Origin of the sequence: Streptomyces avermitilis MA-4680 = NBRC 14893 (assembly GCF_000009765.2) — a bacterium.
In the GTDB taxonomy this organism is placed as follows: domain Bacteria; phylum Actinomycetota; class Actinomycetes; order Streptomycetales; family Streptomycetaceae; genus Streptomyces; species Streptomyces avermitilis.
This window is the reverse complement of record NC_003155.5, coordinates 8,312,977-8,333,571: the sequence shown is the minus strand read 5'-3', so window position 1 is coordinate 8,333,571 and position 20,595 is coordinate 8,312,977. Positions and strand designations below refer to the sequence as shown.

Sequence of the window (20,595 nt, the reverse complement as noted above, 5' to 3'; positions counted from 1 at the left end):
GACGCGAGCAACTGAGGACAAGCCCTCGGCCTATTAGTACCAGTCACCTCCAGCGGTTACCCGCCTTCCAGATCTGGCCTATCAACCCAGTCGTCTACTGGGAGCCTTACCCTCTCAAGGAGGTGGGAATACTCATCTCGAAGCAGGCTTCCCGCTTAGATGCTTTCAGCGGTTATCCCTCCCGAACGTAGCCAACCAGCCATGCCCTTGGCAGGACAACTGGCACACCAGAGGTTCGTCCGTCCCGGTCCTCTCGTACTAGGGACAGCCCTTCTCAATATTCCTGCGCGCGCAGCGGATAGGGACCGAACTGTCTCACGACGTTCTAAACCCAGCTCGCGTACCGCTTTAATGGGCGAACAGCCCAACCCTTGGGACCGACTCCAGCCCCAGGATGCGACGAGCCGACATCGAGGTGCCAAACCATCCCGTCGATATGGACTCTTGGGGAAGATCAGCCTGTTATCCCCGGGGTACCTTTTATCCGTTGAGCGACGGCGCTTCCACAAGCCACCGTCGGATCACTAGTCCCGACTTTCGTCCCTGCTCGACCCGTCGGTCTCACAGTCAAGCTCCCTTGTGCACTTACACTCAACACCTGATTGCCAACCAGGCTGAGGGAACCTTTGGGCGCCTCCGTTACTCTTTAGGAGGCAACCGCCCCAGTTAAACTACCCATCAGACACTGTCCCTGATCCGGATCACGGACCCAGGTTAGACATCCAGCACGACCAGACTGGTATTTCAACGACGACTCCACCCACACTGGCGTGCGGGCTTCAAAGTCTCCCAGCTATCCTACACAAGCCGAACCGAACACCAATATCAAACTGTAGTAAAGGTCCCGGGGTCTTTCCGTCCTGCTGCGCGAAACGAGCATCTTTACTCGTAGTGCAATTTCACCGGGCCTATGGTTGAGACAGTCGAGAAGTCGTTACGCCATTCGTGCAGGTCGGAACTTACCCGACAAGGAATTTCGCTACCTTAGGATGGTTATAGTTACCACCGCCGTTTACTGGCGCTTAAGTTCTCAGCTTCGCCAAACCGAAGTTTGACTAACCGGTCCCCTTAACGTTCCAGCACCGGGCAGGCGTCAGTCCGTATACATCGCCTTACGGCTTCGCACGGACCTGTGTTTTTAGTAAACAGTCGCTTCTCGCTGGTCTCTGCGGCCACCCCCAGCTCACCAAGTAAATTGGATCACCAGTGATGGCCCCCCTTCTCCCGAAGTTACGGGGGCATTTTGCCGAGTTCCTTAACCATAGTTCACCCGAACGCCTCGGTATTCTCTACCTGACCACCTGAGTCGGTTTAGGGTACGGGCCGCCATGAAACTCGCTAGAGGCTTTTCTCGACAGCATAGGATCATCCACTTCACCACAATCGGCTCGGCATCAGGTCTCAGCCTTAATGCGCGACGGATTTACCTATCGCACGGCCTACACCCTTACCCCGGGACAACCACCGCCCGGGATGGACTACCTTCCTGCGTCACCCCATCACTCACCTACTACCACCTTGGGTCAGCGGCTCCACCACTCCCCTTTGCCCGAAGGCTCCAGGGCGGCTTCACGGCCTTAGCATTAATGGGCTCGATGTTTGACGCTTCACAGCGGGTACCGGAATATCAACCGGTTATCCATCGACTACGCCTGTCGGCCTCGCCTTAGGTCCCGACTTACCCTGGGCAGATCAGCTTGACCCAGGAACCCTTAGTCAATCGGCGCACACGTTTCTCACGTGTGTATCGCTACTCATGCCTGCATTCTCACTCGTGAACCGTCCACCACTGCCTTCCGGCGCGGCTTCACCCGGCACACGACGCTCCCCTACCCATCCATACAGGCGTTGGCCCTATTGTATGAATGACACGACTTCGGCGGTACGCTTGAGCCCCGCTACATTGTCGGCGCGGAATCACTAGACCAGTGAGCTATTACGCACTCTTTCAAGGGTGGCTGCTTCTAAGCCAACCTCCTGGTTGTCTGTGCGACTCCACATCCTTTCCCACTTAGCGTACGCTTAGGGGCCTTAGTCGATGCTCTGGGCTGTTTCCCTCTCGACCATGGAGCTTATCCCCCACAGTCTCACTGCCGCGCTCTCACTTACCGGCATTCGGAGTTTGGCTAAGGTCAGTAACCCGGTAGGGCCCATCGCCTATCCAGTGCTCTACCTCCGGCAAGAAACACACGACGCTGCACCTAAATGCATTTCGGGGAGAACCAGCTATCACGGAGTTTGATTGGCCTTTCACCCCTAACCACAGGTCATCCCCCAGGTTTTCAACCCTGGTGGGTTCGGTCCTCCACGAAGTCTTACCTCCGCTTCAACCTGCCCATGGCTAGATCACTCCGCTTCGGGTCTTGAGCGCGCTACTAAATCGCCCTATTCGGACTCGCTTTCGCTACGGCTTCCCCACACGGGTTAACCTCGCAACACACCGCAAACTCGCAGGCTCATTCTTCAAAAGGCACGCAGTCACGACGCACCGAGTAAACTCGATGCGCGACGCTCCCACGGCTTGTAGGCACACGGTTTCAGGTACTATTTCACTCCGCTCCCGCGGTACTTTTCACCATTCCCTCACGGTACTATCCGCTATCGGTCACCAGGGAATATTTAGGCTTAGCGGGTGGTCCCGCCAGATTCACACGGGATTTCTCGGGCCCCGTGCTACTTGGGTGTCTCTCAAACGAGCCGCTGATGTTTCGACTACGGGGGTCTTACCCTCTACGCCGGACCTTTCGCATGTCCTTCGCCTACATCAACGGTTTCTGACTCGTCTCACGGCCGGCAGACCGTAAAAGAGAGATCCCACAACCCCGTATACGCAACCCCTGCCGGGTCTCACACGCATACGGTTTGGCCTCATCCAGTTTCGCTCGCCACTACTCCCGGAATCACGGTTGTTTTCTCTTCCTGCGGGTACTGAGATGTTTCACTTCCCCGCGTTCCCTCCACATACCCTATGTGTTCAGGTATGGGTGACAGCCCATGACGACTGCCGGGTTTCCCCATTCGGAAACCCCCGGATCAAAGCCTGGTTGACGGCTCCCCGGGGACTATCGTGGCCTCCCACGTCCTTCATCGGTTCCTGGTGCCAAGGCATCCACCGTGCGCCCTTAAAAACTTGGCCACAGATGCTCGCGTCCACTGTGCAGTTCTCAAACAACGACCAACCACCCGTCACAACCCGCCGAAGCAGATCTTTACCGGGGCCGGCACTGAAGGCAGCCACAATCGGCCGTACCCTCAGACACCCAACAGCGTGCCCGACACCCTCGCCCTCCCATGTTCGCTTTCCACGCCGAAGCAGTACTTGCCAACCTGAGCAGGTCGAGTGTGCCGAATAATCAACGTTCCACCCTTGAGCAACCAGCATCAGACAGTCGCTGATGTACTGGCCTCTGACCTCACCCCGAAGGGATCGGTAAGAAGTGCTCCTTAGAAAGGAGGTGATCCAGCCGCACCTTCCGGTACGGCTACCTTGTTACGACTTCGTCCCAATCGCCAGTCCCACCTTCGACAGCTCCCTCCCACAAGGGGTTGGGCCACCGGCTTCGGGTGTTACCGACTTTCGTGACGTGACGGGCGGTGTGTACAAGGCCCGGGAACGTATTCACCGCAGCAATGCTGATCTGCGATTACTAGCAACTCCAACTTCATGGGGTCGAGTTGCAGACCCCAATCCGAACTGAGACCGACTTTTTGAGATTCGCTCCACCTTGCGGTATCGCAGCTCATTGTATCGGCCATTGTAGCACGTGTGCAGCCCAAGACATAAGGGGCATGATGACTTGACGTCGTCCCCACCTTCCTCCGAGTTGACCCCGGCGGTCTCCTGTGAGTCCCCATCACCCCGAAGGGCATGCTGGCAACACAGAACAAGGGTTGCGCTCGTTGCGGGACTTAACCCAACATCTCACGACACGAGCTGACGACAGCCATGCACCACCTGTACACCGACCACAAGGGGGGCACTATCTCTAATGCTTTCCGGTGTATGTCAAGCCTTGGTAAGGTTCTTCGCGTTGCGTCGAATTAAGCCACATGCTCCGCTGCTTGTGCGGGCCCCCGTCAATTCCTTTGAGTTTTAGCCTTGCGGCCGTACTCCCCAGGCGGGGAACTTAATGCGTTAGCTGCGGCACCGACGACGTGGAATGTCGCCAACACCTAGTTCCCACCGTTTACGGCGTGGACTACCAGGGTATCTAATCCTGTTCGCTCCCCACGCTTTCGCTCCTCAGCGTCAGTAATGGCCCAGAGATCCGCCTTCGCCACCGGTGTTCCTCCTGATATCTGCGCATTTCACCGCTACACCAGGAATTCCGATCTCCCCTACCACACTCTAGCTAGCCCGTATCGAATGCAGACCCGGGGTTAAGCCCCGGGCTTTCACACCCGACGTGACAAGCCGCCTACGAGCTCTTTACGCCCAATAATTCCGGACAACGCTTGCGCCCTACGTATTACCGCGGCTGCTGGCACGTAGTTAGCCGGCGCTTCTTCTGCAGGTACCGTCACTTTCGCTTCTTCCCTGCTGAAAGAGGTTTACAACCCGAAGGCCGTCATCCCTCACGCGGCGTCGCTGCATCAGGCTTTCGCCCATTGTGCAATATTCCCCACTGCTGCCTCCCGTAGGAGTCTGGGCCGTGTCTCAGTCCCAGTGTGGCCGGTCGCCCTCTCAGGCCGGCTACCCGTCGTCGCCTTGGTGAGCCACTACCTCACCAACAAGCTGATAGGCCGCGGGCTCATCCTGCACCGCCGGAGCTTTTAACCCTCACAGATGCCTGCGAGAGTATTATCCGGTATTAGACCCCGTTTCCAGGGCTTGTCCCAGAGTGCAGGGCAGATTGCCCACGTGTTACTCACCCGTTCGCCACTAATCCACCCCGAAGGGCTTCATCGTTCGACTTGCATGTGTTAAGCACGCCGCCAGCGTTCGTCCTGAGCCAGGATCAAACTCTCCGTGAATGTTTTCCCGTAATCGGGACGACACCACGAGAGCGGAACAGCCGGGCGGAATAAGCCCAGCCGTTCACAGCGTCCTCGCTGTGCGCCTACCGAACAACGTCGGCAGGACTTTTTCAAAGGAACCTCGTCCCAGCCGATCGGCCGGAGACGGGGTATCAACATATCTGGCGTTGATTTTTGGCACGCTGTTGAGTTCTCAAGGAACGGACGCTTCCTTTGTACTCACCCGAGAGACTCTCTCAGGCTTTCCTCCGGGCGCTTCCCTTCGGTCTTGCGTTTCCGACTCTATCAGATCGTTTTCCGATCCGATTTCCTCGGCGCTTTCCAGGTTTCCGCTTTCGCGTTTCCCTTTCCGGCGGTTCCGACTCTATCAGCGTTTTTCCGTCTCTCTGACCACCGTCCTGCGGACATGCAGAACGAGACCCCGAGATAGGATCTGACAAGTTGGATGCTGCCCGGCGGGGACACTTGGTCGCGTCGCTCAGCCTCAAGCAGGAGTACGACTGTACCTGGGGCGTCGAGTGGGCGCAAATCGTTTGCGCTCTGCTCCTAGGGCTGTCAACCGGTCCGTCTCGCGGGGAACCGGCACTTCATATGACATACGCTGCTCAACAGTGCGCCGTCCGGGACAGGCAGTGACGGCCCATTTGAATCTCCACCCCTGGGAGGCTTCCCATGACCACCGTGACGTCCCCTCTTGCAGGACGCGCCATCGGACTCGCCGCAGTGCCGGACCCCGTCTTCTCCGGGGCGATGGTCGGCCCCGGCACGGCGATCGACCCCGTGCGCGAGCCCTCGGAGGCTGTCGCCCCTGTGGACGGAGTCATCGTCTCGCTTCATCCGCACGCCTTCGTGGTCGTCGACGGTGAGGGACACGGGGTGCTGACGCACCTCGGCATCGACACCGTCCAGCTCAACGGCGAGGGCTTCGAGCTGCTCGTCAACAAGGGTGACACCGTGACGCGCGGGCAGGCCGTGGTCCGTTGGAACCCGGCCGCCGTCGAGGAAGCCGGCAAGTCCCCGGTGTGCCCGGTCGTGGCACTCGAGGCCACGGTCGATTCGCTGGGCGATGTCCGTGACGAGGGCGACGTGAAGGCCGGCGACCCGCTCTTCTCCTGGCAGTGACATCAACGCCGTATTAGACGGCAGGCAGACAATCATCACGGCGGCGGGAGTCGCCGCACTATCGGAGACGGGTGAGATGGAGACAACGCTGCGAGGCGTCGGCGTGAGCCACGGTGTGGCGATCGGCGAGGTTCGGCACATGGGGACGGCGGTGCTGGAACCGCCTGCCAAGCAGATTCCGGCGGAGGACGCGGAGCGCGAACAGGGGCGCGCCCACAAGGCCGTGGACGCTGTGGCGGCCGACCTGATTGCGCGCGGCAACCTGGCGGGGGGCGAAGCACAGGCGGTGCTCGAGGCTCAGGCACTGATGGCCCAGGACCCCGAGTTGATGGCGGACGTGGAGCGTCGCATCGCCGTCGGCAGCACCGCGGAGCGCGCGGTGTACGACGCCTTCGCCTCGTACCGTGCCCTGCTGGCCGGCGCGGGTGAGTACCTGGCCGGGCGTGTGGCCGACCTCGACGACGTGCGGAACCGTATCGTCGCCCGGCTGTTGGGGGTGCCCATGCCGGGTGTCCCGGACAGCGACGAGCCCTACGTCCTCATCGCGCGTGACCTCGCGCCCGCCGACACCGCTCTGCTGGACCCGACCCTGGTTCTCGGTTTCGTGACCGAGGAGGGCGGGCCGACCAGCCACAGCGCGATTCTGGCGCGGGCGTTGGGTGTGCCCGCCGTGGTTGCGCTGCCGGGTGCGGGTGAGATCGGCGAAGGCATAGTGATCGCCGTGGACGGCAGCACCGGTGAGATCTTCGTGAATCCGAGTCCGGAGAAGAAGGAACAGCTGGAGGCCGCGGCCGCCGAGCGCAAGGCCGCGCTGTCCGCGTCCACCGGGCCGGGCGCCACCTCCGACGGGCACAAGGTGCCGCTGCTGGCCAATGTCGGCGGTCCCGCTGACGTGCCTGCCGCCGTCGAGGCGGGGGCCGAGGGTGTCGGTCTGTTCCGTACCGAGTTCCTCTTCCTCGATGACAGCAAGAACGCGCCGAGCGAGGAGAAGCAGGTCGAGGCGTACCGCCAGGTTCTCGAGGCGTTCCCCGAGGGCCGTGTCGTCGTGCGAGTGCTCGACGCGGGCGCGGACAAGCCGCTGGAGTTCCTGACTCCGGCGGACGAGCCGAACCCGGCGCTGGGCGTGCGCGGTCTGCGGATTCTGCTCGAACACCCCGACGTGCTGCGCACGCAGCTGACCGCACTGGCCAAGGCGGCGGAGGGACTGCCCGTCTACCTCGAGGTCATGGCTCCGATGGTGGCGGACCGTACCGACGCCAAGGCGTTCGCGGACGCGTGCCGGGAGGCCGGGCTGCAGGCGAAGTTCGGCGCGATGGTGGAGATTCCGTCGGCCGCGCTGCGGGCGCGCTCGATCCTCCAGGAGGTCGAGTTCCTTTCGCTGGGGACCAACGACCTCGCCCAGTACACCTTCGCCGCCGACCGGCAGGTGGGTGCCGTGTCGCGGCTGCAGGACCCGTGGCAGCCCGCTCTGCTCGACCTGGTCGCGCTGTCCGCCGAGGCGGCGAAGGCCGAGGGCAAGAGCTGTGGCGTCTGTGGCGAGGCCGCGTCGGACCCGCTGCTCGCGTGTGTGCTGACCGGTCTGGGTGTCACCTCCCTGTCGATGGGTGCGGCGTCGATTCCTTATGTACGGGCGACGCTGGCGAAGTACACGCTGGCCCAGTGCGAGCGGGCCGCGGCCGCCGCACGTGCCGCGGACACGGCCGAAGAGGCGCGCAACGCGGCTCAGGCGGTGCTGTCCGGCGAATAGACGGCACCGGACGTCGTAGCGGTTTGTCGAGGGGCGCTTCACCTGTCGGTGGGGCGCCCCTCGTTCGTTCAGGCGCCCTTCGCTCGGTCAGTGGGTGTGGCCTGTGGGGTGTTCCGCGTCGCCGAGGTCGGGCGGTTCGCTGTAGTCGACGCCGGATTCCGGCGAGACGATCTCTCCGGATGCGATGTCGGTGCAGTAGGCGTCGAAGACCTCCCCCGCGGTGAGGGGGTGCAGGCCTTCGCCGCGCAGGCGCCAGCCGTAGACACGGTCGGTCCTGCCGGGGGCGCTGGTGCGCATGACGAGGCCGCCCGCGCTCCGGGTCGCGATGCCGAGGGCGAGGACCGTCGTGAACTCGAGGGCCTCGGTCTCGTCGAGGCGGGCTGTGCCGTCCGCGTCGTCATCGGCGTGGAGCACCGCGATGACTCCTTCAGGGGTGGTGGAGACACTGCACACGAGGTGGCGGTGGCCCGGGTCCGCGGTGTCGAGGACGCGGGCGAGGAGGTGGGACGCGCGGGCGAAGGCGGCCCGGCCGATGTCCTCGCCGCAGGAGGCGCAGGAGCCGATGCGGGTGAGGACGGTCGTCGCGTACTGCCAGGTGGCTCGTCGGACCGCTTCGTCGATGAGGTTCGGGACCAGGTCGGCCAGCGGTTGGCCCTCGTACGGGACGGTCGGGCCGGTCGCGGCGAGTTCCGCGGTGAAGCGGGTGCGGCTGGACGGCGCGTCCGGTTCCAGGCCTGTCTCGGCGCAGAACTCCGCGTACTCCTCGGGGTCGAAGAGGGCCACCGTGGTGTGGCCGCCCTGGGCGGCGAGGGTCCTCAGCAGGGCTTCCACCTGCTGGAGGTAGGTCGCGTGGTCGTCGAAGGCGAAGGTGCGGTAGCGCAGCATCGCAGTGAAGTCGTGTTCGTCGGTCAACAAGCCGATGGTGCCGGCGATTTCGCGGCGCAGTACGCGTCGCATGGTCTGGTGCTCGGTGTGCGCCATGTTTCCCCCTGTGCGCAGTCGATCAATGCTCACTCACAGTAACTGGCGGCACTGACAACGACGGTCCGGCCAGGCGGTCGCGCACCAGCCGGTGCTGGATCAGGCAGGTCACGGCGATGGTGGCGCCGAAGACGGTCCAGCCGGCCGGTCCGGTCGCGATGGCCGCTGTGACGGCGAGTGGCCCGACGCTGCGCTGGACGGACTGGGCGAGGCCGTGGACGCCGAGGTAGGCGCCCTGCGCGGTGGCCGGTGCCAGTGCGACGGAGAGTTCCCAGGAGACGGTGGCGTAGAGCATCTCGGCCATCGTGAAGGAGACGGCTGCGGCGGTGAGGCAACCGGTCGCGATAGGGGTGCCGCCGGCGGACGAAAGGGCCATGGCCACGCCGCCCAGCGCGAAGAAGGCAGCGAGGGGCAGCAACAGGGCGCGTGCCGCGGTCGTGGTGGCGCCGAATCGGGCCAGGGGTACCTGGAGGGCCACCACGAGCACGTTGTTGAGGACCAGGAGCAGCGGCGCGAGGCCGTGGGGTGCGTTGCTTCCGTGGACGATCCACAGGGGCAGGCCGACTTTGAACACCGCGTCGTGGAGGCAGAGGGCGGTCTCGGTGGCGACGTATGCGAGGTAGGTGCGGTCGCGCCAGGGTTTCGCCGGCTTCGTCGTGGGGAGCGGGTCCTTCGATGTGACCACGGTGCGGGTCGGCGAGGGTGGTTCGCCGCAGCGGACGGTGAGGAGCGCGGCGCCGAGGAAGGAGAGGGCGTCGCCGGCCAGCAGCGCCTGGTAGGCGGTGGAGGTGCCGAGGCCGAGGGCCGCGGCGGCGGCGAGTCCGCCGACGGCCCAGCCGGCGTTGGCGACGGTCCGGTTGACGGCCTGGTAGCGGACCCGGTCGGGGCCGGAGACCCGCGTCGCGTAGAGCTTGGTCAGCACGTTCGCGGCCCGGTCGCCGAGGCTGCCGACGGCAGAGAAGGCCAGCAGCAGGGCGTAGTTGCCGGTGGTGAGGAGGGCGAAGGAGGCCAGGGCGCGCAGGAGTTGCAGGGCGATCAGGACGCGGGTGAGGGGCAGGCGGTCGGCGATGCGGCCGCCGAGGGGGGCGCCGGCGATGCCGATGGCTCCGGAGACGGCGGCCAGGGTGCCGACCTGGGCAGCGGAGAGGCCGGTGACGTAGGTGAAGTACAGGACGGAGACGGATGCCCACAGGCCGCTGCCGATCCGGTCGACGAGGGCGATCCAGAGCATTCTGCGCCCGTCGCGACCTCCTGGAATACGGGTCGACCAGGCGGCTGCGCGGCGCTTCGGATTCACTGCTCCCCCTTGTTTCCAGTTATGTATTGATACATACTTGGTTACGTGGCAACACAATATGGGATCAGTGGTACGACGGCCAAGGGGATTGCCTCGTCCGTCGAACGAGGCGTGAGTGAAGGCGCGTTGGGCCCGGGGGCGGCGCTGCCTCCGGTGCGTCGGCTCGCCGATGAGCTCGGGGTGAGCCCGGGGACCGTGGCGACGGCCTACAAGGAGCTGCGGCGGCGCGGCATCGTCGTCACGCGCGGGCGTGGCGGAACCGTGGTCGCGGCGGCCCCGGCAGTGGCCTCACGACGGCCGCCCAGAGTTCCGGACGGGCTGCGCGACCTGGCGGGCGGTCACCCGGATCCCGCACTGCTCCCCCGTCTGGTGCCGCCCTCGCACCTGTCCCCCGGTGCGCGGTCCCATCGGTCGACGCCCCGGCTGGCGCGGCTCGAGGACGCGGTGCGCGACTGGTTGCGGCCCGACGGCGTGCCCACGGAGTACGTGACCTTCGCACACGGGGCGCTGGATCTGATCGGGCGGCTGCTCTCGGTGGAGCTGCGGCCGGGTGACGCCGTCGCGATGGAGGATCCCGGCTACCACCATCTGCTCGACCTGGTCACGGCGCTGGGGTTGCGTACGGTTTCGGTGGCCGTGGACGACGAAGGGGTACGTCCGGACGCCCTGCGGGGTGCGTTGCGGGCCGGCGTACGGGCGGTCGTGTGCAGTCCGCGGGCACAGAACCCGTACGGCGGGCGCTTCTCCACGGAGCGCCGGGACGCGCTGGTCGAGGTGCTCCGGGAGGAGCCCGAGGTGTTGGTCGTGGAGAACGACCATGCGTCCGCCGTCGCGGATGCGCCCCTACACACGCTGACCGCGGGCGGACTGACCCGCTGGGTGCATGTGCGGACGGTGAGCAAGTTCCTCGGGACGGACCTGCGCTGGGCTGCCGCGGCCTGTGATCCGACCACGCTGGCACGGCACGACGGACGGCTGCTGCTCACGTCGGGGTGGGTCAGCCATCTCCTTCAGGAGACCGTGTACGGGCTGCTGACGGACGACGGCACGCGCGCGTTGGTGACACGGGCGCGGGAGACGTACGCGCTGCGGCGCGGTGCTCTCCTCCAAGAGCTCGAAAAGCACGGACTCGAGGGTCACGCGACGAGTGGGATGAACGTGTGGGTGCCCGTGCGGGACGAGTCGGCCGTGGTGAACGGGCTGCGGTCGTACGGGTGGTGGGTCGCGGCGGGGGCCCGGTTCCGGCTCGTCGCCGGGCCCGGTGTGCGGATCTCGGTCGCCGAGCTCGAACCTGTCGACGCGGCGCGGCTGGCCTCGGACTTCGCGGTCGTGCTGGGTGAGTCCGAGGCCACCTACGGAGGTTGATCAGGCGCGCTTGCGGGCCAGGTCCTCGTAGAAGCCCAGCAGGTCGAGGTTGTCGATGGAGCCCGGATTGACCGCCTTCTCCAGCGGGGTGCCCTGGAGCAGGCGTTTGACCGGGACCTCGATGCGTTTGCCGGTGAGCGTGTGCGGGATGGCCGGGACCTCGATGATCTCGTCGGGGACGTGCCGGGGCGAAAGCTGTTCGCGGATGGTCTGCTTGATGCGGCCCAGGAGGGCGTCGTCGAGGGTGGCTCCCGGGGCGAGGTGGACGAAGAGAGGCATCCAGTAGCCGCCGTCGGGCTGTTCGACGCCGATGACGAGGGATTCCTTGATCTCCGGAAGGCGTTCGACCGCTTCGTAGATGTCGGCCGAGCCCATGCGGACGCCCTGGCGGTTGAGCGTGGAGTCGGAGCGGCCGTGGATGACCACGGAGCCGCGGGAGGTGACGGTGATCCAGTCGCCGTGGCGCCACACTCCCGGATACGTGTCGAAGTAACTGCCGTGGTAGCGGCTGCCGTCCGGGTCGTTCCAGAAGCGGATCGGCATGGAGGGCATCGGATTGGTGACCACCAGCTCGCCGACCTCGTCGACCAGGGGCTTGCCGCTCGGGTCCCAGGACTGGAGGTCGGTGCCGAGGCCCGGGGCCTGGAGTTCGCCGATGTACACCGGCAGGGTGGGAACGGCTCCCGCGAAGCAGGAGCACACGTCGGTGCCCCCGCTGACCGAGGCGATCCAGAGGTCGGCGCGGACCTCGTCGTGCAGCCAGCTGAAGCCGTCCGGCGGCAGCGGCGAGCCGGTTGTCGCCACGCACCGCACGCGCGCGAGGTCGAAGTCGCGCGAGGGGTGCACGCCCGCCTTGCGGCAGGCCATGACGTACGCGGCGGAGGTGCCGTAGAGGGTCGCGCCGGTGCGTTCGGCGATGCGCCACTGGGCGGCGGTGTCCGGAAAGCCCGGGCTGCCGTCGTACAGGACGATCGTGGTGCCGGTGAGGAGGCCGGAGACGAGGAAGTTCCACATCATCCAGCCCGTGGACGTGTACCAGAAGAACCGGTCCTCGGGGCCGAGGTCGCAGTGCAGGCCGAGCTGCTTGAGGTGCTCGACGAGGATGCCGCCCTGGGACTGGACGATGGCCTTTGGCAGGCCGGTCGTGCCGGAGGAGTACAGGACCCACAGGGGGTGGTCGAACGGGACCTGCTCGAACTCGGGCGCCACGTCGGAGGAGGTCAGGGCGGACCACTCCAGGGCGCCCTCGGGGGCCTCGGTGCCGAGCACGGGGATATGGACGACGGCACGCAGGGTGGGCAGTTCGCGGCGCAGCTCGGCGACCGTTTCACGGCGGTCGTGCTCCTTGCCTCCGTACCGGTAGCCGTCGACCGTGAACAGCACGACCGGCTCGACCTGCTGGAAGCGGTCGAGGACGCTGCGGGCGCCGAAGTCGGGGGCGCAGGACGTCCAGACGCCGCCCACCGCGGCCGTGGCGAGGAGGGCGACCACGGCCTGCGGAATGTTGGGGAGATAGCCGCTGACGCGGTCTCCGGGGCGTACGCCGAGGGAGCGCAGTTCGGCGGCCAGGGAGCCGACCTGGCGGCGCAGTTCGGACCAGGTGACCGGGCGGGGCTCGTGGGTCTCGTCGACGTGCAGGAGAGCCGGTTCGTCCGCGCGCGTGTCGGCGGCGCGCAGGGCGTGTTCGGCGTAGTTCAGGGTCGCTCCGGGGAACCATGCGGCACCGGGCATGGAGCGGTCGCCGAGCACGCGCGCGTAGGGGGTGGAAAACCGTACGTCGAACCATTCGGTGACGGCTTTCCAGAAGGTGTCCAGCTCGTCGACGGACCAGCGGTGCAATGCCGCGTAGCCGCCGTCGGCGGGTGCTCCGTGGTGTTCGGCCGCCCAGGACTGGAACCTGGTGATCTGTGCCTGGGCGATGCGTTCCTCGTCGGGTCGCCAGAGCGGCGAGGGGTTCGCTGGGGTCATGGGGCGGCTCCCGGACTGTGCGCTTCGTGTGCGTAGGTCGCGCACGGGCTGGGGTGTGCGCGGCACGCGGCTGACACGGACGATGCCATGTGATCGACTTCTGCACCAGGGTGTGCCACACATAGTCGGCGACATGAAGATGTGCTCCTGCCACGGGTGAACGACAGTTGAACGACACCCCTGTACGGGGGTGTCAATGGCAGGGTGAGCAGCATGGACGGTCGTGACCTGGTGCGTTCGGTGAAAGCGGTCGGCTCGGGGGGTGCGGCGGGCGGGTTGCGCACGGTACGGGCCGCGTGGCGCAGGAGGCGTGCCGACGCCTCCGGGCTGCCGAGGCGCGGTGCCGAGCGCGCCCGGGTGCCCGGCCCGGTGCAGGGCGTGGTGCCCGGCCCGGGCGGTGGCGTCATCCGGTTCGCGCGGTCCGAGCTGCGCATCACGGTCGCCGTGAACGGCGCCGTGTTCTGGGGCTGGGACGGGGCCGGGCCGGAGCCGTCGTACGCCCTCGCGGGCCGCTGTCCCGAACCCGACCCCCGGGCCGTTCTGGAGCCCGACAAGGACGGTGGCTGGCAGGTCGTGGCCGAGCGCGGCACGGTCATGGTGTCGCGGCACGGCGCGGTCGAGGTGCGTACGCCCGGCGGAGTGACGCTGCGCCGGGATCTGCCGCCCCGCTGGTGGGAGCCGGCCGACGGTGGCGCCGCCCACTGGATGCAGCGGTCGGAAGTCGCGGCTGACGCGCGGTTCTTCGGTCTGGGCGGCCGCGCCGCCGGGCCGCGGCTGCGCGGCGGGACCTACCGGCTGTGGAACACGGATCCCGGTCACGCTGTCGGACCGGGCGACGACCCGCTGTACCTCACGATGCCGGTGCAGCTGGTGGTCGCCGACGCGGCCACGCATCTCGTGTTCCACGACACCTCGTGGGACGGCACGGTGACGCTGCGCGAAGGCGAGGAGGGGGCGGGCTCGGGGCACGACCGGGCGGGGACGAGCGAGCTGCGGATGGACGGTGGTCCGCTGCGCTGCTGGGTGATGATGGGCACCCCCGCGCGCGTGCTGCACACCTGGGCGTCGCTGACCGGGGCGCCCGCGCTGCCGCCGGCGTGGGCGCTGGGACACCATCACGCGCGCCGGGGATCCGGCAGCGAGCAGGAGGTGCGGGGGGTCGTCTCGGGTTATCAGGAGCGCGGGCTTCCGCTCGACGCGGTCCATCTGGACAACGATCACTACGACGCGCACCAGGTGTTCACGGTGGACCGGGACCGCTTCCCGAAGCTGCCGGTGCTCGCAGAGGAGCTGCGCCGCGACGGGATACGTCTGGTGTCGGTCGTCGACCCGGCGGTCAGGGCCGAGCCGGGTAACGCCGTGTACGACGCCGGGAGTGCGCAGGACGCCTTCGTACGGGACGCCGCCGGGCGGGTCGTGGAGGGAGTCGTGTGGCCCGGCGAGTCGGTCTATCCGGACTTCACGCACGCGCGCGTGCGCAAGTGGTGGGGCGGCCTCTACGAGGAGCGGCTGGCTCAGGGCTTCGCGGGCTTCTGGCACGACCTGAACGAGCCGGTGTCGTTCACGGCCTTCGGGGAGAACACCCTCCCCCGGTCGGCCCGGCACCTTTTGGAGGGCCGCGGCGGCGACCACCGGGAGGCCCACAACGTGTACGCCCTGGGCATGGCCCGCGCCGGGTACGAGGGGCTGCGGGAACTGTCCCCCCAGGAGAGGCCCTTCATCTTCTCGCGCTCCGGCTGGAGCGGAATGCAGCGCTACGGAGGGGCGTGGTCCGGCGACGTGACCACCGGCTGGCCCGGTCTGCGCGCGTCCCTGTCGCTGGTGATAGGCCTGGGTCTGTGCGGGGTGCCCTACTCCGGACCGGATGTGGGCGGTTTCGACGGGAGTCCGTCGCCGGAGCTGTATCTGCGGTGGTTCCAGCTCGGTTCGTACCTTCCCCTGTTCCGTACCCGTGCGGGCCTGCGGGCGGGGCGCAGGGAGCTCTGGGAGTTCGGCGAGGACGTCCTCGAGCACGCGCGCGTGGCGCTCGTCGAACGGCGGCGGCTGCTGCCGTACTTCATGACGCTGGCGCATCTGGCGCGCCGTACGGGAGCGCCCTATGTGCGGCCCGTGTGGTGGGGCGCGCCCGAGGACCGGGCGCTGCGCGACTGCGAGGACGCCTTCCTGCTCGGTGACAGCCTCCTGGTGGCACCGGTCCTGGACCCGGGGGCGGACCGGCGTGCGGTGCAGCTGCCGCGCGGGCGCTGGTACGACACGGTCACCGAGAAGGCGTACGACGGACCGGGCCAGGTGCTGATCGGCGCCCCCCTGTCGCGGATTCCGGTGCTCGCGCGCGCGGGTGCCGTCCTGCCGGTGCGGGGCGACGGTGGCCGTCTGGAGTTGGAGGTGTGGAGGCCGGCGCGCGGGCGCACCGGGGGCGGACTCGTCGTGCCGGACTCGGGGGACGGCTGGGACGAGCCGGAGATCGAGCAGTATGTGACACGCCTGCGGGGGCAGCGGGTGGTCGTCGAGCGGGACGGCGACGAGGGCCCGGGCGAGCCCTCGTATCCGGTGCGTGTGCGAGGACTGCCCCAGGCGTGATGCCCACGTGCCGACGCCCGCCTGCCGTGCGGTCGGCCGTCAGACGTACCGGCCCTCGAACCATCCCCGTACCGCCAGGGTGTGCAGGGGGAAGGCGAGCTCGGCCGGCCGGCGCAGCAGCTGCCAGCCCTCGGTCTCGTCCGTGCCCGTCGACGGCGGAAGGTCGGCGGCCGGGCGCTCCGGGAGGAGTCCGAACAGCAGCAGATGGCCGTCGGGCGAGCTCATGGCGTCGGCGAGCCGTACATCGCGGCTCGCGGCGTCGATGCCCGTCTCCTCCTTGAGTTCACGGACGACGGCGTGCCGCCAGTCCTCCCGATGGTCGATGAACCCTCCGGGCAGCGCGACGGCCCCGCGCGCGGGAGGGATGGTTCGGGTGATGACGACCAGGGCGGTGCCTCTGGCGTCGTACACGGGCAGCAGGGCCACCGCGACGGGCAGCGGATTGCGGTAGGCCACCGTGCCGCACACGGGGCAGCTGCGGGGCCAGCCGGAGACGCCCTCTCCGTAGGGCGCTCCGCAGCTCGAACAGTGGGAGTCCGGCACGCAGTTGGCGGTGGGGTGACGGGATGCGGACACCCGGCGGACTGTATCCGATCAAGCGAGCGATCCCCATACCGTCCCCGCCTGATCGGGCGAGGGGCGGCCGGAACCACCCTCATGGGCCCGCCCGTCCTCGACCGATACTCCGGCGCAGGGCGGCGTCGACCCGTTCTGCGCGACGCACTGCCCATTTTCCGTTGCCCATGGCACACTTCTGACGGTCCGTCAGGTCAGGTCGGATCAGGTCGAGTGCCGTGGAGGAGTTTTGTCGCGTACCCGCACTCCTGTGGTCTCCGGATGGTTCGCCGGGGACGGGAACGACTTCCGGCTCCTCGGCACACGCTGCTCGGCGTGCGCTTCCGTCTTCTTCCCTCGCGAGGACGCCCACTGCCGCAATCCGGGCTGCCCCGGCGGCGAACTGGCCGAGGTCGCCCTGTCCGGGCGTGGGCGCGTCTGGTCGTACACGGACAGCCGGTACCGACCGCCGTCACCGTATGTGACGGATCCGGAACTCTCGTGGGAGCCTCGCGCGTTGATCGCTGTGGAGCTCGCAGCGGAGCGGATCGTGGTGCTCGGACAGTCGGTTCCCGGGGTCACCGTCGCCGATCTGACGGTGGGCATGGAGGTGGAGGTCGTCCCCGGCGTGCTGAACGAGGACGCGGGGACGACCTGGACGACCTGGCACTGGCGGCCGACGGGGGTGACGGCATGACGGACGATGTGGCGGTGCTCGGCGCGGGGATGCACCCGTGGGGCAAGTGGGGGCGCGGCTTCGTCGAGTACGGGGTCGCGGCGGCGCGCGCCGCCTTGGCCGATGCCGGGGTGGACTGGCGGGAGGTCGGCTCGATCGTCGGCGCGGACACCGTGCGCGGCGGCTACCCGGGCTACGTGGCCGGGGCGACGTTCGCGAAGGCCCTCGGGTGGCAGGGCGCGCGGGTGACGAGCGTGTACGCGGCTTGCGCATCGGGCGCGCAGGCCGTCAGCGCGGCGCGGGCGCAGATCCTGTCGGGGCTCGCCGACGTGGTGCTCGTGGTGGGCGCCGACTCGGCGCCCAAGGGGTTCTTCCGCCCGGCGGGCGGCGACCGGCCCGACGACCCGGACTGGCTGCGGTTCCGGGTCCTCGGGGCGACCAATCCGACGTACTTCGGGCTGTACGCGCGCCGGAGGATGGCCGTCCACGGAGACACTGTGGAGGATTTCGCGCAGGTCAAGGTGAAGAACGCCGCCTCGGGGGCGTTGAATCCGAACGCCCGCTACCGCAAGCGCGTCACCGCCGAGGAGGTCGCCGCCTCCGCGGTGGTCGCCGATCCGCTGCGGCTGCTCGACATCTGCGCGACCTCGGACGGCGGCGCGGCGCTCGTGCTGTCCAGCATGGAGTTCGCGCGGCGCCGCGGAGCACCGGACCCGGTGCGGATCCGGGCGGTGTCCACCGTGAGCCCGCGCTATCCCCGGACCGTGCTCGACCTGCCGGACATCGCGACGGACTCGGCGGTGGCGGTCGAGCCCCCGGCCGAGACGTTCCGTACGTCGATCGCGCGGGTCGCGTACGAGGAGGCCGGGGTCGGGCCTGAGGACCTCTCCCTGGCCGAGGTGTACGACCTGTCCACCGCCCTGGAGTTGCAGTGGTACGAGGACCTGGGGCTGTGCAGCGAGGGCGAGGCGGCCAAGCTCCTGCGGGAGGGCGCGACGGCGCCCGGCGGGCGCATACCTGTGAACGTCAGCGGTGGCCTGGCCTCCTTCGGAGAGGCGGTTCCGGCACAGGCCATCGCCCAGGTGTGCGAGCTGACATGGCAGCTGCGGGGTGATGCGGGTGATCGGCAGGTCCCGGGGGCGCGGGTGGGGATCACCGCGAACCAGGGGCTGTTCGGGCACGGGTCGTCGGTGATCGCGGTCCGATGAGGGTGAGATGAGAGTGAGATGAGCCGGCGCGCGGGGTGCCGACACGCTCTGTGATCACCCTGGAATGCTGTGTGAACAGCTCATGAACTGGGCCTCAGCGGGTGCGGGCGGCGCCATCATGCTGCCGTGCCCTCCTGGATGGATACTCTCCGCTTCGCTTTCCAACCGGTGGTCAATCTGACGACCGGAGGGGTCGCGGCGCTGGAGATACTCGCTCGCCCGGAGACCGGCGACGTGCTGGCACAGGCCCGCCGGGACCCGGAACTCGACGGCAGGCTGGCCGCGTCGGGGATCCGTGCCGCAGCGCTCAAGGAGACGCTGCTGCCACTGCATGTGAACGTGTTCGCGGGAACGCCGGCCGACCTCGGCGGTCTCGCCGCGCTGCGGGACGCCGTGCGCGAGGCGGGGCGACTGCCCTGGGAGGTGACGGTCGACATCTGCCCGCCGTACACACACGTCCCGCACCAGGCGCTGCTGGAGGCGGTCGCCGCAATCAGGAGCGAGGGTTTCCGGATCTGCGCGGACGGCATCGGCGACGGCGACGTACCGCTGCGGCTGCTCACGGACATGGCGCCGGATCTGCTGAAGCTGGACGTGTCGCTGCTGACGCGGCCGGCCGCGGTGCGGGCGATGCGGACACTGTGCGAGCAGTTGGGCGCGCTGCTCTCCGTCGAGGGCGTCGAGACGGAGTCGCAGTGCGCGGCGGCCCTCGCGGCGGGGGCCCAGCTGGCGCAGGGCGAGTTGTTCGCGCCGCCCTCGCGGCTGCCTGTGGCGGATGTATACCTTCCGACGCTCTCCCCCGCCGCCGTGCCGGCCCCGCGCACCGGACCGCCGGTACGGCAGTTCGTACGGCCTGCCGCCCTGCTGCCCGCCATGGCCTCGGCGGCACAGGTGCGGGCGCTGCTCACCGGATCGCCCGACGTGTCCGGGGTGCTGCTGGTGGACGCGGGCGGGGTGCCGGTCCGTTCGGTGCACCGGTCGCGCTTCCTGCTGTCGATGTCCGGGCGCTACGGACATGCGCTGTATGCCGACCGGCCGGCGGCGAAGCTCAGTGATCCGCCGCGAACGGTCGGGGTCGACGCCACGGCGTGGGAGGTGCTCGACGTGGTGGCGGTCGGGGGCCCGGACCGCACCTCCGACGACGTCGCGGTCGTCGACCGGCACGGCCGGTGCGTGGGGGTCGTACGGCTCGCGGATCTCGTACGGGCGCTGGCCGAGAGCCGGGTCGAAGAGGCCGCGGGGCTCAATCCGCTGACGCGGCTGCCCGGTTCGGACGCGATCACCGGAGAGGTGGACCGGTGGATCGCGGACGGCCGGATGTTCGCGCTGAGCTGGCTGGACGTCGACCGCTTCAAGCAGGTCAACGACGGTGCCGGGTTCGCCGCGGGCGACGAGCTGATCCGGGCCGTGGGGCGGGCGTTGCAGCGCGCGGCGTCCGGAGCCACGCGGGTGGGGCACATCGGCGGCGACGACTTCCTGGTCCTGGCCGATGCGGACGCACTCGATCCGGTGGCGGCTTCGGTGCTCGACGCTCCCTGGTCGGCGGGTGGACGCACCGTCACGCTGTCCCTGGCCACCGTCCTGTGCCCGCCGGGCAGTGTGACCGACCACCGGCAGGCGGCGGCCTGTCTCGCACCCCTCAAGCAGGCGGCGAAGGCGCTCAGCGGCGCCAGTTGGGTACTCGGCCGCGCGGGCCTGCCGGGCCATGAGATCCGTCGCGGCTCGGGCGCGGCCGCGGCCCATGCGGGGTAGCAAGAAGACCGTGGAGCCCGGCGGTCCCGAACGGACGACCGGAACCCGGCATACCGAGGCCGGCCGGACGACGGGCACAGCCGTCGGTCACCGGGGCCGCCGAGCGTGTCCTCTTTTGCGGCGCCCAACCGTTGCTGTCCACGACCTTGACGCTCCCTGGGTGCCGGTGAACACTTCCGGTTGTCGGTCGGCATCGCCGCATTCGGGCGTCTCCAGGCACCGCGCCGCTCGGGCCCACGCCTGTTCGAAGGGCCATCCCCCACGGGCGATTCCACTGCGACGGCACGCTCATCACGGACGCCGGGCGGGGCGCGGGACACTCCCTGCCTTCGGCTGACGTAGCCATGGGAAACGCACCCTGCACGGT

Annotated in this window: 11 protein-coding genes and 2 rRNA genes; 7 read left to right on the top strand and 6 right to left on the bottom strand. The window is 67.9% G+C overall.

Annotated elements, in window-relative coordinates; genetic code table 11:
- Positions 1-13 precede the first annotated feature (13 nt).
- Both SAVERM_RS35840 and SAVERM_RS35835 read right to left on the bottom strand, forming a co-directional pair.
- A 23S ribosomal RNA gene (locus tag SAVERM_RS35840) occupies positions 14-3,136 on the bottom strand.
- 312 nt (positions 3,137-3,448) lie between these two features.
- Positions 3,449-4,974: ribosomal RNA gene (locus SAVERM_RS35835) — 16S ribosomal RNA — on the bottom strand.
- Together the 16S and 23S rRNA genes form the textbook arrangement of a ribosomal RNA operon.
- A gap of 675 nt (positions 4,975-5,649) precedes the next feature.
- Here SAVERM_RS35835 and SAVERM_RS35825 point away from each other — a divergent pair.
- Together SAVERM_RS35825 and ptsP are read left to right on the top strand one after the other, a co-directional pair.
- Entirely contained in the window at positions 5,650-6,099 is a 450-nt protein-coding gene (locus SAVERM_RS35825) for a PTS sugar transporter subunit IIA (RefSeq protein WP_010988372.1), read from the top strand.
- Between the two features lie 76 nt (positions 6,100-6,175).
- Positions 6,176-7,846 (top strand): phosphoenolpyruvate--protein phosphotransferase, encoded by a 1,671-nt coding sequence (ptsP, locus tag SAVERM_RS35820; protein WP_010988371.1) that lies wholly within the window; start codon positions 6,176-6,178, stop codon positions 7,844-7,846.
- A gap of 87 nt (positions 7,847-7,933) precedes the next feature.
- Here ptsP and SAVERM_RS35815 read toward each other — a convergent pair whose 3' ends face one another.
- Entirely contained in the window at positions 7,934-8,827 is an 894-nt protein-coding gene (locus SAVERM_RS35815) for a hypothetical protein (RefSeq protein WP_010988370.1), read from the bottom strand.
- A gap of 22 nt (positions 8,828-8,849) precedes the next feature.
- Positions 8,850-10,058, bottom strand: a complete 1,209-nt coding sequence (locus SAVERM_RS35810; protein WP_037646617.1) for an MFS transporter — start codon at positions 10,056-10,058, stop codon at positions 8,850-8,852.
- A gap of 111 nt (positions 10,059-10,169) precedes the next feature.
- Between SAVERM_RS35810 and SAVERM_RS35805 the strand changes: the two genes are divergently transcribed.
- Complete coding sequence (locus tag SAVERM_RS35805; protein WP_010988368.1) at positions 10,170-11,489, top strand: aminotransferase class I/II-fold pyridoxal phosphate-dependent enzyme; 1,320 nt, start codon at positions 10,170-10,172, stop codon at positions 11,487-11,489.
- On the opposite strand, the gene SAVERM_RS35800 is transcribed toward SAVERM_RS35805, so the two are convergent.
- Positions 11,490-13,457, bottom strand: coding sequence for an acetoacetate--CoA ligase (locus SAVERM_RS35800; protein WP_010988367.1), 1,968 nt, complete (start codon positions 13,455-13,457; stop codon positions 11,490-11,492).
- A gap of 213 nt (positions 13,458-13,670) precedes the next feature.
- On the opposite strand from SAVERM_RS35800, the gene SAVERM_RS35795 reads away from it, so the two are divergent.
- A complete protein-coding gene (locus SAVERM_RS35795; protein ID WP_010988366.1) occupies positions 13,671-16,037 on the top strand; it encodes a glycoside hydrolase family 31 protein in 2,367 nt (788 codons plus the stop codon).
- A 39-nt stretch (positions 16,038-16,076) separates the two neighbouring features.
- Here SAVERM_RS35795 and SAVERM_RS35790 read toward each other — a convergent pair whose 3' ends face one another.
- Positions 16,077-16,613 carry an NUDIX domain-containing protein gene (locus tag SAVERM_RS35790; RefSeq protein WP_010988365.1) on the bottom strand — a complete coding sequence of 179 codons (537 nt, stop codon included), beginning with the start codon at positions 16,611-16,613 and terminating at the stop codon, positions 16,077-16,079.
- A gap of 250 nt (positions 16,614-16,863) precedes the next feature.
- Here SAVERM_RS35790 and SAVERM_RS35785 point away from each other — a divergent pair, with 250 nt between their 5' ends.
- The 3 genes from SAVERM_RS35785 (at position 16,864) to SAVERM_RS35775 (ending at position 20,228) form a co-directional block, all read left to right on the top strand.
- The gene (locus tag SAVERM_RS35785; RefSeq protein WP_037646615.1) at positions 16,864-17,289 is read left to right on the top strand and encodes a Zn-ribbon domain-containing OB-fold protein; all 426 of its coding nucleotides are present in this window, start codon (positions 16,864-16,866) and stop codon (positions 17,287-17,289) included.
- A complete protein-coding gene (locus SAVERM_RS35780; RefSeq protein ID WP_010988363.1) occupies positions 17,286-18,476 on the top strand; it encodes a lipid-transfer protein in 1,191 nt (396 codons plus the stop codon). The genes SAVERM_RS35785 and SAVERM_RS35780 overlap by 4 nt, the downstream gene beginning before the upstream one ends.
- Positions 18,477-18,602: 126 nt before the next feature.
- Positions 18,603-20,228 (top strand): GGDEF domain-containing protein, encoded by a 1,626-nt coding sequence (locus SAVERM_RS35775; protein WP_010988362.1) that lies wholly within the window; start codon positions 18,603-18,605, stop codon positions 20,226-20,228.
- The last annotated feature ends 367 nt before the right edge of the window (positions 20,229-20,595 follow it).

Coding starts and splice junctions, on each gene's coding strand:
- SAVERM_RS35825 (WP_010988372.1), top strand. CDS start 5,650: ATGACCACCGTGACGTCCCCTCTTGCAGGACGCGCCATCGGACTCGCC.
- ptsP (WP_010988371.1), top strand. CDS start 6,176: ATGGAGACAACGCTGCGAGGCGTCGGCGTGAGCCACGGTGTGGCGATC.
- SAVERM_RS35815 (WP_010988370.1), bottom strand. CDS start 8,827: ATGGCGCACACCGAGCACCAGACCATGCGACGCGTACTGCGCCGCGAA.
- SAVERM_RS35810 (WP_037646617.1), bottom strand. CDS start 10,058: ATGCTCTGGATCGCCCTCGTCGACCGGATCGGCAGCGGCCTGTGGGCA.
- SAVERM_RS35800 (WP_010988367.1), bottom strand. CDS start 13,457: ATGACCCCAGCGAACCCCTCGCCGCTCTGGCGACCCGACGAGGAACGC.
- SAVERM_RS35795 (WP_010988366.1), top strand. CDS start 13,671: ATGGACGGTCGTGACCTGGTGCGTTCGGTGAAAGCGGTCGGCTCGGGG.
- SAVERM_RS35780 (WP_010988363.1), top strand. CDS start 17,286: ATGACGGACGATGTGGCGGTGCTCGGCGCGGGGATGCACCCGTGGGGC.